A 15,874-nucleotide genomic window follows, 5' to 3' on the forward strand; every position below is an offset into this window, starting at 1 on the left:
GCCGACCGCGGCATAACCGCGAGGTTCGCTTCTTTTTCTTGGAAACAGCGCAAGATGCAATAATCCAAAGAGCCGTTTAAACATCCTAACTCGGCTGTATCGATAGAGCCGTGACATAATTTAAGCAAAGTTGGTTAGCACGCATTCACACTTCCTAATCAACAGTATTTTCTTCTGGATCGATACTCATGCCGCTATGGGCTGTGACTCTAATAATTTTGAGCGCATTGACGACTAAGAGAAGCCTTCAATCCCACCTTCTAACTTGTTATAGTCATCCGCATAGCAATTAGAATTGATCATATCGTAAATTTCACATCGACCATGCAACCTGCCATATTCGTCAAATATCTAGAAGCCTTTGAATTCGAACGACTGATCAAATCCTTCGAAGCCGCTATCTAATGTTGAAATATCATCACTATTGAATACAAAGCCTTCGTACGCAGCGACTTCATAATCAGAAAACCTTGAAGTAACCTTAACAAAATCATAAGTCTTGTCGTCATCATTAGCAATGATTTCGATATCGCTCTCGTGAGCCCAGCCAGTGCTTGTAACCAGCTTCTTGAATTGCTCAAGATCTAGTTTTGCATACCGCACCTGCCTTGATGTCCGGCATGCCAAAAGTATTGCAAAAGAAAATATCTCCTGGCAATAACTTTTTTTGTGTACGCCTGCAGACCGATTACTGTCCAACCCAAAACAGCCCTGTAAGCCGCGAAAACACAAATGGGTATGCAACTAGGATACTTGCTAAAAAACTTGAGATTCCTGGCAGGAAAGTGGAATGCAGAATGCAAAAAATAGCGCGGGTGAGTAAGGAGGTCGCAAAATCTGTGCTGGCCGGCACCTGTCTGGTCGGGTCAGTCTCGGCAGCAAACCTCTACAAGGAAGGGAGAACGCCCTATCGTATGCTCAAGGTAGTTGAACCCGTCCCGGGTACTGTGACACCGGTATTCATCATAGGTGATCAACCCCTTCGTTTTTGACGCATATGGACATCGAAGCGGTAAGATCTTCCGGCGCAAAGGAAGAGACCACGCGTTACTATCTAACCAACCTAAAGCTAGAGTCGAAGAAAGGTGGTTGATACGCCGCTCCCAGCAATAGCGGGGATGACAGTTTCTATCATAGCTGACAAAGGCAGTGGCGCGACAATCTACAGTGGGGAGGTTGCTGACAGAGAAAGATAGCGAGGAACTACATCGCATTGCGTTTAGATCCTGCTGCAAGGGATTTTCTGTATGTAGTTCTAAGGAGCACTACGTGCTAGGTGAATAGTTTGTAAACGATGGATCTGCATACATTCTGTTCGTTTTGGTCGGAATCACTTGAACACATGTAATTTCATTGAGCAATCAGAACCGGCTTACAGCACTCTCCGATTGGCTGGCTGGAAACCCAACATAGGGCAACTGGTTCGACTGTGTTTTTCTGTCAAAAAATTTAGCAGAAGCAGTTGAGTGCCCAGTTCACCCTTCGGACAGCAGCAACACTAAGTACGCTAGTAACATACGCTTTTCTACCGGAAAATTTTAAAACCTTCACCCCTGTTTTTGACTAGAAGTCGGCTGCGGCTTCAAGAGAGTATTAGCTCAAATTAAGCACAAGCTAGGCACCAACGATTTCAAGGCCAAATACAAAACCGGTGACTTGCACTTAAATACAATCTAATTTGATAACAAAAATAAGCGCAACTGCAACAGTTATAACGTTTACATATTATAATTAGCTGTGTTTTTAGGATTACCTCCTTTTTCCCTGAATGCGCGGCTCCTGCCAGGGCCTCGACAGGCTCTCACCCTCTCCTGCCGGGACTTATTCTTGACTATTTAACGGTATGCTATTGACATACCTTTATAAACATGAAACCTGCGCCTTGACGGCGATTTTCCAAACATTTAACGTAAATTGACAGATCGGGGGTGAGCCCAGACTGATGACCAAATCGTTGATTTTTTTTGATAAATGGAAGCTGCATGAACGAATACTTGAACCCTGGCCAGACCGCCGAAATCTTGGGCGTTTCCGTTGACACCCTGCGTTTTTGGAGGTATTCCGGCAAGCACACGAAGCAAATTCCAGCTCACAAACACATCAGTCGCCGGGTGTTCTACAAGCGTTCGGACGTTGAGCGCTTTGCCGAGACGATGTATTGCCCTGCGTGATAGCCCTGCCCCATCAAAAGACTGATTAGCAACACCAACGAGCACGACGCTCGAGAGAGGCCCTGGCACGACGCCATAGGCCCGCTAAGAACCCAGACCAGCGACTGGGTTTTTTATTGCCTGAAGAAAGCCAGAATGGCCGCTTGGGAGCCGAGAAGCGGTTGTGAAAATATTTTGGGGAAAGTGAAAATAAATTCGGCGAGAGCTTAGATGTGGTGCTGGAAGCTGCCGGGAGAGGGCGCGTTTTTGAGCTCGGGCTCCCAAATAGCTCCCAAGGAAGAAAATTAGGGTTGCTTGGATGGTCAGAGTTTTGTACTGGAAAGCTGCCGAGGGCCGGCGTTTACGGGGTGCTCAGAGGAGGATGCGAAATGAAGAAGGATAGCGAGGGGTGTTGACAGTTAGATGCTTTTAAGTCCCATGCGTCTACCAGTTTCGCCATTCGGGCGGTAGCGCGGTAAAGCAGTCTGAAGACTGGCCAATAACGATCTGGCAGTTCTGACGCTTGTGCAACAGAGGGGGAAATATATACATCCCGCTCCGGTGAAGCAAGTTCGCAAATCCCCTTTTCAAGACTAAATCTTGCAGGACTGCGAAAATAAAAAAGCTCCGTAGATCATGGATCTACGGAGCTCGTTTAAAGTGGAGGCCGAAGTCGGAATCGAACCGGCGTAGGTGGATTTGCAATCCACTGCATAACCATTTTGCTATTCGGCCTCAAACATCTGATGTCAGTAGCACAACACCAAACGTGTAAACTCGTATCTGGAAACAAGATTCTAATCTAGTATCCAACCCTTTGAAATCTAAGGGGTTTTCGTGTTCCCTAAGCAGGAATGGACGCAATTCTGGACTGGTTCGAAAGGCATGTCAAGAACTGGAGAAAAATAATTCGAGATGCGCGATCGCCAATACCCGGTCGCTTTGGAGCCTAACACTTCAGCGCCACAAAAAACGCTACCTTTCACAAGATGAGTATCGGCTTTTGTGCCTAGCCCATAGGCGCGTAGTCGCTGCCGAAGGCTGCGATCTTTTGATCTTGCTTATATGTCCCTCTTCAATGACTGACCGCCACCACCCGTTGCAACCGCTGCCGATACTGGCTGGGTGTCTCCTGCATTTCATGTCGGAAGTGCCGATTGAAATTCGACAAGTTGGCGTAACCCACTTCAAAGCAGATATCTGCAACGCTGAAGCTGCTTTGCGCCAGCAAACGGCAGGCACGCTGGACGCGCAGTTTGCGCGTCAGGTCGACGAAGGTATGGCCGGTGGCGCGCTTGAAAAATTTGGAAAAGGCCGGTTCGTTCATGTCCAGGCGTTGGGCGATGACCGACATCCGCAACTCATCCGCAAGGTCGTTGAGGATGTAGTCGAAGACGATACTCATGCGCTGGGCCGTCAATGCGTCGAGCATCGGCGCATATTGCAGGCTGGCAAGTGTCTGTTTCTCGTTGTCGGGGGCCGACGCCAGCAATTGCAGCAATGACAGGAACAGGCACAGTCGCTGCAATCCGTGGCACTGGCCGATGTCTTCCAGCAGGCGGGCGGCTTTCTTGCGGGTATTGCCATGAAATTCGATGCCCTGTGCCGCCTGGCGAAACAGGATTTGCAACTCGCTGAGTTCAGGGACCTTGTCGCGCAGCTGCATCAGCATCTGACCGTCGAACTGCAACACCACGTCGCGCCCCTCAATCACCTCGCCTTTGCCCAGGTCGCTGATCCAGTCGTGAGGCAGGCCAGGGCCGATCAGGGCGACATGGCCGGCTTCGAACACGCCGATATAGTCACCGGCCAACAGCCGTCCGCTGCCTTCGCGGATCAGGTGAATCTCGAACTCTGGATGATGGTTCCAGCGAGCAAGGTCGAAGGGATAGTCGTGTTCATACCAACGAAAGCTGTGCTGCGGCTCGTTCAGAATGACTTCAAGCGCCGGCGGCTTGTCTGCGGTTACGTGATGGTTCATCACTCTGGCGATCCCGTTTTTGTTGGTTTTATCAAGGCTACCGCGAAGCCCGGGACGAGTCGAAGCTGATTCGAAACGCCAAGGCGCGGTTATCAGATTCGCACTAAGCAGGCAGCAAGCCTAGCGCGCTACAGGGCGGCCACTGATACTTTTTTTCCACGAGTGCCACGGTTAAAAAAGTATCAGTGCCGCGTATGCCGTTCATTTGTTCACCGCTTGGGTTGCTGTAATCCTGTGGTCATCCCGTTGCGGTGACGAATCGCACCGTGGACTACAACAACAATAAGAGCCTCTGCCGCCCAAGGCGCAGAGCGGAGAACACGATGAAGATTATTCCAACAGCGCTTTTTCTGTCCGCCGGATTGTCCTCCGCCCTGCTCTGCCAGGCGGCCGAAACGGTGACCATCGCCACGGTGAACAACAGCGACATGATCCGCATGCAGCGGTTGTCCAAAACGTTCGAACAGCTGCACCCGGACGTGAAGCTCAACTGGGTGGTGCTCGAAGAGAACGTGTTGCGTCAGCGCCTGACCACCGACATTGCCACTCAGGGCGGTCAGTTCGACGTGCTTACCATCGGCACCTACGAGACGCCGCTGTGGGGCGCCAAGCATTGGCTGGAGCCGATGAAGGACCTGCCCGCCAGCTATGACCTCGCGGATATTTTTCCCTCGGTTCGCCAGGGGTTATCGGTCAATGACACGCTCTATGCCCTGCCGTTCTATGGCGAAAGCACCCTCACCTATTATCGAACCGACCTGTTCAAGGACGCCGGCCTGAGCATGCCCGAGCACCCGACCTGGACGCAGCTCGGTGAGTTCGCCGGCAAGCTGCACCAGCCGGATAAAGAGCAGTATGGGATGTGCCTGCGCGGCAAGGCTGGTTGGGGTGAAAACATGGCGCTGTTGACCACCATGTCCAACGCCTTCGGTGCACGCTGGTTCAACGAGCAGTGGCAGCCGCAACTCACCGGACCGGAATGGACCGCCGCCGCGAACTTCTACGTCAACACCCTCAAGCAGTACGGCCCGCCGGGTGTTTCGAGTAATGGTTTCAACGAGACGCTGGCGCTGTTCAACAGCGGAAAATGCGCGATCTGGGTCGATGCCAGCGTCGCCGGCTCCTTCATTACCGACACAACTCAAAGCAAGGTCGCCGATAAGGTCGGCTTCGTCGCGGCCCCCACGCAAGTCACCGACAAGGGTTCGTCCTGGCTCTATGCCTGGTCGCTGGCCATTCCTGCGACGTCCAAACACAAGGAAGCCGCCAAAGCCTTTGTGACGTGGGCGACCTCCAAGGAGTACATCCAACTGGTCGCAGAGAAGGATGGCATCACCAACGTACCGCCGGGCACTCGCATGTCCACCTACAGCGACGCTTATTTGCAGGCTGCACCCTTCGCCGGTGTCACGCTGAAAATGATGCAGCACGCCGACCCTGCGCACCCGTCAATCCAACCCGTGCCCTACGTCGGTATCCAGTACGTGACCATTCCCGAGTTCCAGGCCATCGGCACCTCGGTCGGCAAGCTGCTGTCTGCGGCGCTCACCGGGCAGATGCCGGTTGAGCAGGCCCTGGCCTCGGCTCAGCAAACCACCGAACGCGAGATGAAACGCGCTGGTTATCCAAAATAGCAACATACCGATAAATCAAGACGCAGAACCTGTGGGAGCACCTGTAGGAGCGAGGCTTGCCCGCGAAGAATGCGCCGCGGTTTCTCAGGTATTACGCGTCATCGTTCTTCGCGGGCAAGCCTCGCTCCTACAGGGGGTCTTGGCAGATTGACGACCGCTTTTAATGCCCTCGATGGGGGCGTCTCTATAGTTCTTACGATTGGATGGAAAAAATGAAACGTCTGGAAGGAAAAAGCGCCCTTATCACCGGTTCTGCCAGAGGCATCGGGAGAACGTTCGCGCAAGCCTATATCCGCGAAGGCGCCACGGTCGCGATCGCAGACATCAACCTGGAACGTGCGCAAGCCACCGCTGCCGAGCTGGGGCCGAATGCCTATGCGGTCGAGATGGACGTGACCGATCAGCAATCCATCGACGGAGCCATCGCTGCGGTCATCGCGACCACAGGCAAGCTCGATATCCTGATCAACAACGCGGCACTGTTTGATCTCGCGCCGATTACCGAGATTTCTCGCGACAGCTACGAACGGCTGTTCTCGATCAATGTGTCCGGCACCCTGTTCACGCTACAGGCCGCGGCCAAACAGATGATCCGTCAGGGCCATGGTGGCAAGATCATCAACATGGCCAGTCAGGCCGGTCGACGGGGTGAAGCGCTTGTCGCGGTGTATTGCGCGACCAAAGCCGCGGTGATCAGCCTCACGCAATCGGCCGGCCTCAATCTCATCCCCCATAACATCAACGTGAACGCCATCGCGCCGGGCGTGGTGGACGGTGAGCATTGGGATGGTGTCGATGCGCTGTTCGCCAAATATGAAAACCGGCCGCTCGGGGAAAAGAAAAGGCTGGCGGGTCAGGAAGTACCGTACGGACGCATGGGCACGGCAGATGATCTGGTCGGTATGGCGATCTTCTTGGCATCGGCCGAGAGCGATTACATCGTGGCGCAGACCTATAACGTCGATGGCGGCAACTGGATGAGCTGACTGGCCCCAGGAACAGGGCCAGCCAATGCCTCAAAGACGAAAACGATCCACCGATTGCGAGAGCTGGCCTGCCAATGTAGACAGCTCATCGGTGGTCGAGGCGGTCTGGTTGATGACCTTGCTGTTGCCTTCGGACATGCCGGCAATCATTTCCACCTGATGGGCGATTTCGTTACTGGCCAGGCTCTGTTCACCGATTGTGCGGCTGATGTCATTGACCAGTTCAGTGGTGCTGAGCGTGGCCTGGAGGATTTCGCGGATGGCGCGCTCGACGTCGGCGGTCACCGCCATGCCTTTGTCGACCTGTGCGACGCCCGCCTCCATGCTGGTGACCGCCTCCCGGGTGCTTTGCTGAATGCGCGCGACCATGGTGGCGATTTCCTGGGTGGAGGCGCTGGTGCGGCCCGCCAGGCTGCGCACCTCATCGGCCACCACGGCAAAGCCACGGCCCTGCTCACCGGCGCGAGCGGCCTCGATGGCGGCGTTAAGTGCCAACAGGTTGGTTTGATCGGCGATGCCCTTGATCACCTGAATGATGCTGAAAATCCCTTCGGACTCCTTATCCAGCGTGCGAATCACCTGGGCCGACTGCTGCGCCGAACGCGCAATACCGTCCATGTCGCTGACCACCTGATGAATCACGCGACCGCCATCCTTGGCCAGTTCCTCGGCCTGGTTGGCCATGTTCAGTGCACGCTCGGCATGCCGGGTGATTTCCTCGATGCTCGCGGTCATTTCGCTGGCCGCCGCGGCCATGGTGCTGGCGGCGACGCTTTGCTGCTGGCTGCTGCCCGCGACCTTATGGCAGCCGCTGCTCAACTGCTGGCTCATGCCATTTACGCCATGGGCGTTGCTGCGAACCACCTCGATCATCCCGCGCAGATCGCGCTGCATGGTCGCCAGGCTGCGAATCAAGGTGCTGGCTTCGTCCGTGCGGGTGGGTTCGACAATAGGTTCACTCAAGTTGCCATGGGCGATGCTCTCGGCAATGCGACTGGCGATCTGCAACGGTCCCATGATGCTCAGGATCACCCAGCGCCCTTGGGCGAGCAGCAGTAACAGGCTGGCGATCAGTACGGCGCCGAGGGTGAAGTTGGCGCTACTGATGGCTTGCCGGGTGCCCTCGCTGGTCTGTTGGGTGTTGGTTTCGATCAGTTCGCTGAGAGCGCCCATCTGGTCTTCCAGTTGGCTGAACGCGTTATTGAACGAGCCAAGCTGCTGTTGTGCGGTATCCGGATTTTCCAGCGCCAGCCCGACAATGCGTTCGGCGGTACTGATGTACGTATCGAGGCTGGGCTTGATCTTGTCCAGCGCTGCCTTGAGGGTATCGTTGACCGGCAGCTTGAGGTTGTCACCGAGCATCTCGCGAAAATGTGCAGCATGTTCTTCGAGGGAGCTGCGCACCTCAGCCTTGCTGCTGGTGCTTTTGCCCAACCCGACCAGCATCGCCGACAGCACATCGGCACGTAGCGCATCGTGCATCATGTCGGCTTCGAGGTGGTTGCGCAGCGCGGTCATGCTGACCTCGTTGTCACTCACCGCTTCAGCCATCCGGGTATTTCCCAGATAGCTGACCAGGCTCACAATCAGGGCGGTGAGCAAACTGGTGCCGATCAGCAAAATCAAACGTAATTTTATGGACACTCGATGATCCCCTGGCGGCGTGTGCGTGGTCGGCTGAGTTGCCGTGCTTCTCGGGTTATCGACTGTTCCAACCGGTTACTTAGGCTTATTTCCATTTGAGCCGGTTTTTTTCGACCTGCGGTATGCCTTGTCGCGTTTGATCTTGTGATCAGTCCATGCTGCGTCCTCAATGCCCGCGAATGTAGTGCTCCAGTTGCCGAATCAAATCGGCCTGCTCGACGATGGCTTCCTTGACCAGATCGCCAATCGACAACAGCCCGATCAGTTCGCCACTCTCCAGCACGGGCAGATGGCGTAAATGACTGTCGGTCATGACCGCCATGCAGCGCTCGATGCTCTGCTGACTGTCGGCGGTCACCACCGGTGCGCTCATGATCTCGCGCACCGGCGTGCCGACCGAAGATCGTCCCTGTAGCACCACCTTGCGCGCATAGTCGCGCTCGCTGATGACGCCGACCACCTGCCCGTCTTCGATGACGGGCAACGCGCCGACGTTCTTCTCGGCCATCATTTTCAGGGCGTCGAGCACCATCCGGTCCGGCGCGATGCTGTGCACCTGCTGGTTTTGCACGACTTTCAGTTTGAGCAACTGTGCGGCTGTCTTCATCAACGTTCTCCGATACGGTTCAGAGCGGCGATCAAGCCGCCGCGACTTCCACGACGCCGGCGTTCAGGCGCACCGGCCATACCCGCAGGCGCTGCTCCGGGTACTCCAGGCAACTGCCGTCTTCAAGACGGAAATGCTGCTTGTAGATCGGCGACGCCACCACCAGATCACCCTTGAGGCTGCCGATCAGTCCGCGGCCGATGACGTTCGCGCCGGATTGCGGATCATGGTTGTCGATGGCGTAAAGGGTGCGACCTTCGGCCTGCGGCAGGTAGAACAGCGCCACCTGCGCGCCGTCGAGCCAAACGACGACGCCGGAGTTGCTGACCAGATCCTGCTGACTGCACACCGCCTGCCACGCCTGAGCATTGGCCGCGGTTGCAGGGGCTTCGACACGCTGGGTAGTGGACTGGCTCATCAGGCATTCTCCTCGGTGACAGGGATAAGGTTGAGTTCGGCGGCCATGATCGGCCGGCGCTGACCGCGTTCCTGAACAAAATGGATGTCCGGGTCCGGGCGTTGATCGTTGACGAAGGTGCGGAAGCGCTTGAGTTTTTCCGGGTCTTTGAGGGCGTTGGCCCATTCGCACTCGTAGCGGTTGACCACCAGTTGCATCTGCGCTTCGAGTTCCGCGCCGAGGCCCAGGCTGTCGTTGATGACCACGTCCTTGAGGTAATCCAGGCCGCCCTCCAGGCTTTCGCGCCAGACCGAGGTGCGCTGCAATTTGTCGGCGGTGCGGATGTAGAACATCAGGAAGCGGTCGATGTAACGGATCAGGGTTTCATCGTCGAGGTCGGTGGCGAACAGCTCGGCATGACGCGGACGCATACCGCCGTTACCGGCCACGTAGAGGTTCCAGCCGTTCTCGGTGGCGATCACGCCCACGTCTTTGCTCTGCGCCTCGGCACATTCACGGGTGCAGCCGGAGACCGCGAACTTGAGTTTGTGCGGCGAGCGCAGGCCTTTGTAGCGATCCTCGAGGGTCAGGGCCATTTTCACGCTGTCCTGCACGCCGTAACGGCACCAGGTGCTACCCACGCAAGACTTCACCGTGCGGGTCGATTTGCCGTAGGCATGCCCGGTTTCGAAACCAGCCTCAATCAGCTCGGACCAGATGTCCGGCAACTGATGCAACTGCGCGCCGAACAGATCGATCCGCTGGCCGCCGGTGATTTTGGTGTAGAGGTCGTATTTCTTCGCCACCACGCCAATCGCGATCAGCTTGTCGGCTGTGATCTCGCCCCCGGCGATGCGCGGCACCACCGAATAAGTGCCGTTTTTCTGCATGTTGGCCATGAAGGTGTCGTTGGTGTCCTGCAACGGCACCAGCGAAGCGTCCATGATCGGCTGGTTCCAGCACGAAGCGAGGATCGAGCCCACCGCCGGTTTGCACACATCGCAACCGGTGTGGCCACGGCCGTGTTTGGCCAGCAGTTCTTCGAAAGTGATCACCCCTTCTACCCGCACCAGCGCATAAAGCTCCTGACGGGTATAGGCGAAGTGTTCGCACAGGCTCTTGTCGACACTGACGCCACGGGCAATCAACTCATGCTCGAACACTTGCTTGAGCAGCCCTGCGCAACCACCGCAACCGGTGCAAGCCTTGGTCTGCGACTTGAGCAGGCCGAGGTCGGTGCAGCCACCGTCAATGGCCGAGCAGATCGAGCCTTTGGTGACGTTATGGCACGAGCAAACGGTCGCCGACTCGGGCAGCGCGCCCGGGCCCAGGGTTGGCGCGCCGGTGGACGATGGCAGAATCAGGCTGGCGGGCTCCGACGGCAAGGCAATGCCGTTCTGCATGTATTGCAGCAGGGTGTCGTAATAGCTGTTGTCGCCGACCAACACCGCGCCGAGCACGCGCTTGCTGTCAGCATCCACCACCAGGCGACGGTAGCTGGCCGTGGCTTCATCGATGAACTGATAGCTGCGCGCCCCCGGCGTCTGAGCATGAGCATCGCCGATGGAGCCGACATCGACGCCGAGCAGTTTGAGCTTGGTCGACATGTCGGCGCCCTGGAATGGCTCCGCTACTTGGTTGCACAGCAACGTCGCGACGCCACGGGCCATTTGATAACCGGGGGCGACCAGACCGAAGAGGCTGCCGTTCCAGGCGGCGCACTCGCCGATGGCGTAGATATTCGGATCGCTGGTCAGGCACTGATCGTCAATCACCACGCCGCCACGCGGACCGATGTCCAGCGCACATTGGCGGGCCAGCGCATCTTGCGCGCGGATGCCGGCAGAGAACACGATCAGGTCGGCTTCAAGGAATTCGTCATTGGCAAAATTCATCCGGTAGCGGTACTGCTCGCCTGCACTGATCGACTGCGTGCCACGCGACAGATGCACGCCAACACCGAGCCGCTCGATTTGCGCCTTCAGCGCCAAGCCACCCTGCTCGTCCAACTGCACCGGCATCAGACGCGGGGCAAATTCCACCACATGCGCTTCCAGGCCCAGGCTTTTCAGGGCGTTGGCGGCTTCCAGACCGAGCAGGCCACCGCCGACCACCACGCCGCGCCGGGCATTGGCAGCTGCAGCACGAATCGCGTCGAGGTCTTCCAGAGTGCGATAGACCAGGCGCGAGTCACCTTCCGCACCTTCAATAGGCGGCACGAAGGGATAAGACCCGGTGGCCAGGACCAGTTTGTCGTAAGCGACGCAACCTTGCGCGGTGATCACCTGACGTCGCGCTCGGTCGATTTCCAGCACCGGCACACCCAAATGCAGAGTGACGCCCGGCGTCTGGTACAGAGAGGCTTCGCCCAGGGCCAGCGACTCGGCATCGCGACCGCCGAAATACTCGGACAGATGCACCCGGTCGTAGGCGCGTATCGGCTCTTCGCTGAAGACATGCAGGCGATAGTGGTCAAGGGCGCCGCGCTCGATGAGCTGCTCGACACAATGATGTCCGACCATGCCATTGCCGATCACGATCAGTGTTTGCAGTTTGTTCAACGCGGCAACATTGGAATTCATAGTAAGCACCCAGCCAAAGCCAATCACGGTTAAAAAAAGCAAAAAAAAACGCCTGAAACCTCTCGGTTTCAGGCGTCTTTGCCTGTTCTTCGCGGTGTTCGACCTGGCGCCTTCGCCGGATCCACCGATGTTGCCCACGACCTGCTCGGCCGGTCGATCTTCGTTGATCGAGTGGGCTGCCCATCTGTTTTCGATGGACCTGAGGGGAACAATGCAGCCTTTGTGCCAGTCCGCGGTGTATGACTTCCTCAGCTCTGGAAAACCGGCCTCTGAACGGTGGGGAAATGTGATAAAGACACCGGCCCACGCGGGTCTCATCAGGCTTCTGGCCCCCGCGAGCGGGTGGGCGGACGTTGGAGCTGAAGGAAGAAACAGCTCAGAAAACCGCTTCGCACTGGTGCACGGTGCCAGGCATGGCTCTTTAAAAGTGCATACGGCTCGTTCTATTTGGGCTTAGCCCCGCGAGCAATGCCAGTCAGTCAAGCGCGAATCCCTGTGGGAGCGAGCCTGCTCGCGATAGCGGTGGATCAGTCAATATTGATGCTGAATGTTCCGCCGTCATCGCGAGCAGGCTCGCTCCCACAGGTTTCCTCAACATTGCCGGAATGCGCGTGTTTAAAAGCCCTGAAGGTTACTTCCTGAAAGCTACAAGATCTTGCGCCGTTGCCTACGCTTACGCCAGAATCCGCCGGCTTGTGCGCCTTGGGGTTGCTCGGTAACTTGAGTCCTGTCACTGCCCATCAGTGATCGGGTTTAGCAGCCTGGGGTTACAAGCAAGGTGCACAAGCTGTTGTCAGTCAGGCATTCCCATGCCTGTACTTGATGGTGGTTGTGCGCAGGGCGCCTTCGGGCGCGCCGGCTTTGCTAGCTTCCCCGGTCTGCTAACCTGCGTACAGCTGCCTCCCTCTCGTTTAGCAGCAGGAGGGTTGGCACCCAAGCAGAGAAGCCAGCTTATGTTCAAGGTTACGCCCAACCCACCGGACACCGATCCGATATCCCCCTACGAACCCAATTCAAAAAAACTCAACGAGGCCGCCGAACGGGCCCTCGATTATCACCTCAACACGATTGCCGACATCAAAGCCACCGCGCGCAAACCCAGCAAGCTGTTTGCCGTGGCCCCAGAGGCGACTACCGAAACCCTGGCGGTTTTTTTGGTCGAGACACTGGCCTCGGTCGATGTGATGGTCCATCAGTTGGTGGATCATCTGGAGGGTGAGTCGCGTCACGCCCTGCTGGGCATTTCCAACAGCATCATGGTGGCGGAGATCACCGCGAACCGGGTGCTGGATCACATTAATACGCCTGAGTAGGTATGGGCTGTTGTGGTGAGTGAGTTACCGACGCAGGGTTGTGCAGTGATCCTTTTTTTGGGGCCGCTGCGCGCGCCAGCGGGAGCAAGCTCCCTCGCCACAGGTTTCTCGGTGCCATTCGGGCAAGCGTCAATGCCGGTAAGTCAAGCACTTGAACACCGCGGCCCTTGTGGGAGCGAGCAGGCTCGCTCCCACAAGTTTGCGCACGAGGCCGCGACCTTTTGGCGCATGACCGGCTGGCCATCGATTGAGCGCCATGGCGCAACAGTTTGTTAACATCCGTGCGCTTTTTTTCGTCTGATTGATCAGCCACTGTAGATTCCCGGTCGCTACACAGGATGCTTTTCTCCATGAGTACGTTGTATACCCGTCGCACGGTCCTGCAAGGCATGAGCCTGTTGAGCCTTGGCCTGCTCGCCGGCTGCGATGACAGCAGCAAGCTGTCGTTCAAGTACGGCAAGGACCTCAGCGACAAGATCATGGGGCGTACCTTCAAACTCAAGGACGCCCAGGGCGAAACCCGGATGCTGGGCAGCTACCGTGGCCTGATGCCGATGGTTTTTTTCGGTTTCACCCAATGTCCGGCGGTTTGCCCGACGACGCTGGCCCGTGCGGCACAGGCGAAAAAACTGATGGGCCGCGATGGCGAACGCCTGCAAGTGATCTTCATCACCCTGGACCCCGAACGCGATACGCCGCAAATGCTCGACGCCTATGTCAAAGCCTTCGATCCAAGTTTCGAGGCGCTGCACGGTACGCTGGAAGAAACCGCCGCCACCGCCAAGGAGTTCGGTGTGTTCTTTGAAAAGATCCCGAGCGGCTCGACCTATACCCTCTCCCACACCGCGACCAGCTTCGTTTTCGACTCCCGAGGCACTTTGCGCCTGGGGCTGTCCGCGTCCCTTACCGCTCAAGAGTGTGCAGAAGACCTGCTCACCGTCATGGAGGTCTGCTGATGACTTCGATCTACGCACCACGTATTAAACAGCTGACCCTGGGCCTTTTCCTGATCGGCATGGCCTGGCAGGTGTCCGCTCAAACCCAGGTGAACGACGCCTGGGTCCGCGCAACCGTGGCCGGCCAGCATTCGACCGGCGCCTTCATGACCCTGCAGGCCGACAGCGACAGCAAACTGCTCAGCGTGCAGTCGCCGGTCGCGAACACCGTGCAAATTCACCAATCCAGCATGAAAGACGATGTGATGAGCATGAGCCAGGTCGAATCCGTCGCGCTGCCGGCCGGCAAACCGGTGAGTTTTGATCCCCACGGCTACCACATCATGCTGATGGACCTGACGACGCAGGTTAAGGAAGGCGACAAAGTGCCCCTGACCCTGACCGTGGAAAATGCCAAGGGCGAAAAAGAGACAATCAAGGTTGACGCAGAGGCTCGGGCGCTCGGCATGCAGGATCACAGCAAGATGCATTGAGAGGCTCAATCCCGGCCTGTCTGATCGCCGCTGTTGCGGTGGTATTGGCCTGCCCTCAACTGGTAGCCTGAACCCCCTTGCCTGCATGTCTCTGAGGGGTCATCGTCGCGCAAAGACGCCTCGATGATCCTCACCCCATTCAATCAAGACAACGGTGACTCTTTTGACCAGCAGCACCCCCGCATTTGCCCGCGATATCGACGGCAAAGCCATTTCTGCCCAGGTTCTCGACGAGGTCCGGGAAGAGGTTCTGGCCCTGGCCGGCCAGCAGATCTATCCCGCCCTGGCGGTCCTGTTGGTCGGCGACGACCCGGCCAGCCACGTTTATGTACGCAATAAACTGCTGCGGGCCAAGGAAGTCGGCATCCGCTCTCTTGAATACCGCCTGCCGGAAACCGCCAGCCAGGCCCAGGTGCTGGAACTGATTGCGCAACTCAACGCCGATGCCTCGGTGACCGGCATCCTGGTGCAACTGCCCTTGCCCGCCGCTATCGACGAACAGGCGGTGATCCATGCCATCGATCCGATCAAGGACGTCGACGGTTTTCATCGGGAAAACGTTGGCGGGTTGGTGCAGGGCATGGAGGTCTTGACCCCGTGTACGCCCAGTGGCTGCATGCGCCTGCTGCACGAGACCTGCGGTGATGACTTGAGCGGCTTGCACGCAGTGGTCATCGGCCGTTCGAACATTGTCGGCAAACCGATGGCGACCTTGCTGTTGCAGGCCAACTGTTCGGTCAGCGTGGTGCATTCGCGCAGCGTCGATGCCCCGGCGTTGTGCCGGTTGGCGGATATAGTGGTCGCGGCGGTGGGTCGACCGGAGTTGATCGATGCCAGTTGGCTCAAGCCCGGCGCGGTGGTAATCGACGTTGGCATCAACCGCATCGCCAGCGAGTCCGGCGATCGTCTGGTGGGCGATGTCGACTATGCCAGCGCCCGCACCGTCGCCCGTGCGATCACCCCCGTTCCCGGTGGTGTCGGGCCGATGACCATTGCCTATCTGCTGAAAAACACCCTGATCGCCAGCCAGTTGCAACGCGCCGCCCAAGCCCGCGGGCAGCAGCCTGTGGACGACCTTGCGTTGAACTGAGCACATGTAGGAGCCAGGCTTGCCGGCGAAGGCGTCCTTCAGATCGCCTTCGCCGGCAAGC

Annotated in this window: 14 protein-coding genes, 1 tRNA gene and 1 pseudogene; 8 read left to right on the top strand and 8 right to left on the bottom strand. The window is 57.3% G+C overall.

Annotated elements, in window-relative coordinates; all coding sequences use genetic code 11:
• Positions 1 to 351 precede the first annotated feature (351 nt).
• Positions 352 to 603, bottom strand: a complete 252-nt coding sequence (locus PMI30_RS0129950) for a hypothetical protein (protein ID WP_032836083.1) — start codon at positions 601 to 603, stop codon at positions 352 to 354.
• Between the two features lie 17 nt (positions 604 to 620).
• Here PMI30_RS0129950 and PMI30_RS31390 point away from each other — a divergent pair, with 17 nt between their 5' ends.
• Together PMI30_RS31390 and PMI30_RS05225 are read left to right on the top strand one after the other, a co-directional pair.
• A complete protein-coding gene (locus tag PMI30_RS31390; protein ID WP_157173047.1) occupies positions 621 to 992 on the top strand; it encodes a hypothetical protein in 372 nt (123 codons plus the stop codon).
• A 990-nt stretch (positions 993 to 1,982) separates the two neighbouring features.
• Complete coding sequence (locus PMI30_RS05225; RefSeq protein WP_008013451.1) at positions 1,983 to 2,171, top strand: helix-turn-helix domain-containing protein; 189 nt, start codon at positions 1,983 to 1,985, stop codon at positions 2,169 to 2,171.
• Between the two features lie 640 nt (positions 2,172 to 2,811).
• Here the strand turns inward: PMI30_RS05225 and PMI30_RS05220 are convergent.
• Together PMI30_RS05220 and PMI30_RS05215 are read right to left on the bottom strand one after the other, a co-directional pair.
• Positions 2,812 to 2,885 (bottom strand) — tRNA-Cys (locus PMI30_RS05220).
• A 340-nt stretch (positions 2,886 to 3,225) separates the two neighbouring features.
• Entirely contained in the window at positions 3,226 to 4,131 is a 906-nt protein-coding gene (locus tag PMI30_RS05215) for a helix-turn-helix domain-containing protein (RefSeq protein ID WP_008013453.1), read from the bottom strand.
• A 323-nt stretch (positions 4,132 to 4,454) separates the two neighbouring features.
• Between PMI30_RS05215 and PMI30_RS05210 the strand changes: the two genes are divergently transcribed.
• Both PMI30_RS05210 and PMI30_RS05205 read left to right on the top strand, forming a co-directional pair.
• On the top strand, positions 4,455 to 5,765 hold the full coding sequence (locus PMI30_RS05210; RefSeq protein ID WP_008013459.1) for an ABC transporter substrate-binding protein: 1,311 nt from the start codon (positions 4,455 to 4,457) through the stop codon (positions 5,763 to 5,765).
• A 212-nt stretch (positions 5,766 to 5,977) separates the two neighbouring features.
• Positions 5,978 to 6,751: an L-iditol 2-dehydrogenase gene (locus PMI30_RS05205; RefSeq protein WP_008013460.1), complete on the top strand. Its 774-nt coding sequence runs from the start codon at positions 5,978 to 5,980 to the stop codon at positions 6,749 to 6,751.
• A gap of 30 nt (positions 6,752 to 6,781) precedes the next feature.
• Here the strand turns inward: PMI30_RS05205 and PMI30_RS32235 are convergent, their stop codons facing one another.
• The 5 genes and pseudogenes from PMI30_RS32235 to nirB form a co-directional block, all read right to left on the bottom strand.
• Entirely contained in the window at positions 6,782 to 7,645 is an 864-nt protein-coding gene (locus PMI30_RS32235) for a methyl-accepting chemotaxis protein (RefSeq protein WP_443216317.1), read from the bottom strand.
• Positions 7,640 to 8,395: pseudogene (locus tag PMI30_RS32240) on the bottom strand (MCP four helix bundle domain-containing protein); the annotation flags it as partial. The gene PMI30_RS32235 and the pseudogene PMI30_RS32240, both read right to left, overlap by 6 nt.
• Before the next feature lie 166 nt (positions 8,396 to 8,561).
• Entirely contained in the window at positions 8,562 to 9,002 is a 441-nt protein-coding gene (locus PMI30_RS05195) for a CBS domain-containing protein (protein ID WP_008013462.1), read from the bottom strand.
• A gap of 31 nt (positions 9,003 to 9,033) precedes the next feature.
• Positions 9,034 to 9,420, bottom strand: a complete 387-nt coding sequence (gene nirD, locus PMI30_RS05190; RefSeq protein ID WP_007901129.1) for a nitrite reductase small subunit NirD — start codon at positions 9,418 to 9,420, stop codon at positions 9,034 to 9,036.
• A complete protein-coding gene (gene nirB, locus PMI30_RS05185) occupies positions 9,420 to 11,981 on the bottom strand; it encodes a nitrite reductase large subunit NirB (protein WP_032836086.1) in 2,562 nt (853 codons plus the stop codon). The genes nirD and nirB overlap by 1 nt, the downstream gene beginning before the upstream one ends.
• A 953-nt stretch (positions 11,982 to 12,934) precedes the next feature.
• Between nirB and PMI30_RS05180 the strand changes: the two genes are divergently transcribed.
• The 4 genes from PMI30_RS05180 to PMI30_RS05165 all read left to right on the top strand — a co-directional run bounded on the left by PMI30_RS05180 (position 12,935) and on the right by PMI30_RS05165 (position 15,813).
• Complete coding sequence (locus tag PMI30_RS05180; RefSeq protein WP_008013465.1) at positions 12,935 to 13,294, top strand: DUF6124 family protein; 360 nt, start codon at positions 12,935 to 12,937, stop codon at positions 13,292 to 13,294.
• 350 nt (positions 13,295 to 13,644) lie between these two features.
• Positions 13,645 to 14,250 carry an SCO family protein gene (locus PMI30_RS05175; RefSeq protein ID WP_008013467.1) on the top strand — a complete coding sequence of 202 codons (606 nt, stop codon included), beginning with the start codon at positions 13,645 to 13,647 and terminating at the stop codon, positions 14,248 to 14,250.
• Entirely contained in the window at positions 14,250 to 14,723 is a 474-nt protein-coding gene (locus PMI30_RS05170; RefSeq protein ID WP_008013468.1) for a copper chaperone PCu(A)C, read from the top strand. Before PMI30_RS05175 ends, PMI30_RS05170 begins: the two co-directional genes overlap by 1 nt.
• 163 nt (positions 14,724 to 14,886) lie before the next feature.
• Positions 14,887 to 15,813: a bifunctional 5,10-methylenetetrahydrofolate dehydrogenase/5,10-methenyltetrahydrofolate cyclohydrolase gene (locus tag PMI30_RS05165; protein ID WP_050562571.1), complete on the top strand. Its 927-nt coding sequence runs from the start codon at positions 14,887 to 14,889 to the stop codon at positions 15,811 to 15,813.
• The last annotated feature ends 61 nt before the right edge of the window (positions 15,814 to 15,874 follow it).

The sequence above is a fragment of the Pseudomonas sp. GM50 genome (assembly GCF_000282375.1).
In the GTDB taxonomy this organism is placed as follows: Bacteria; Pseudomonadota; Gammaproteobacteria; order Pseudomonadales; family Pseudomonadaceae; genus Aquipseudomonas.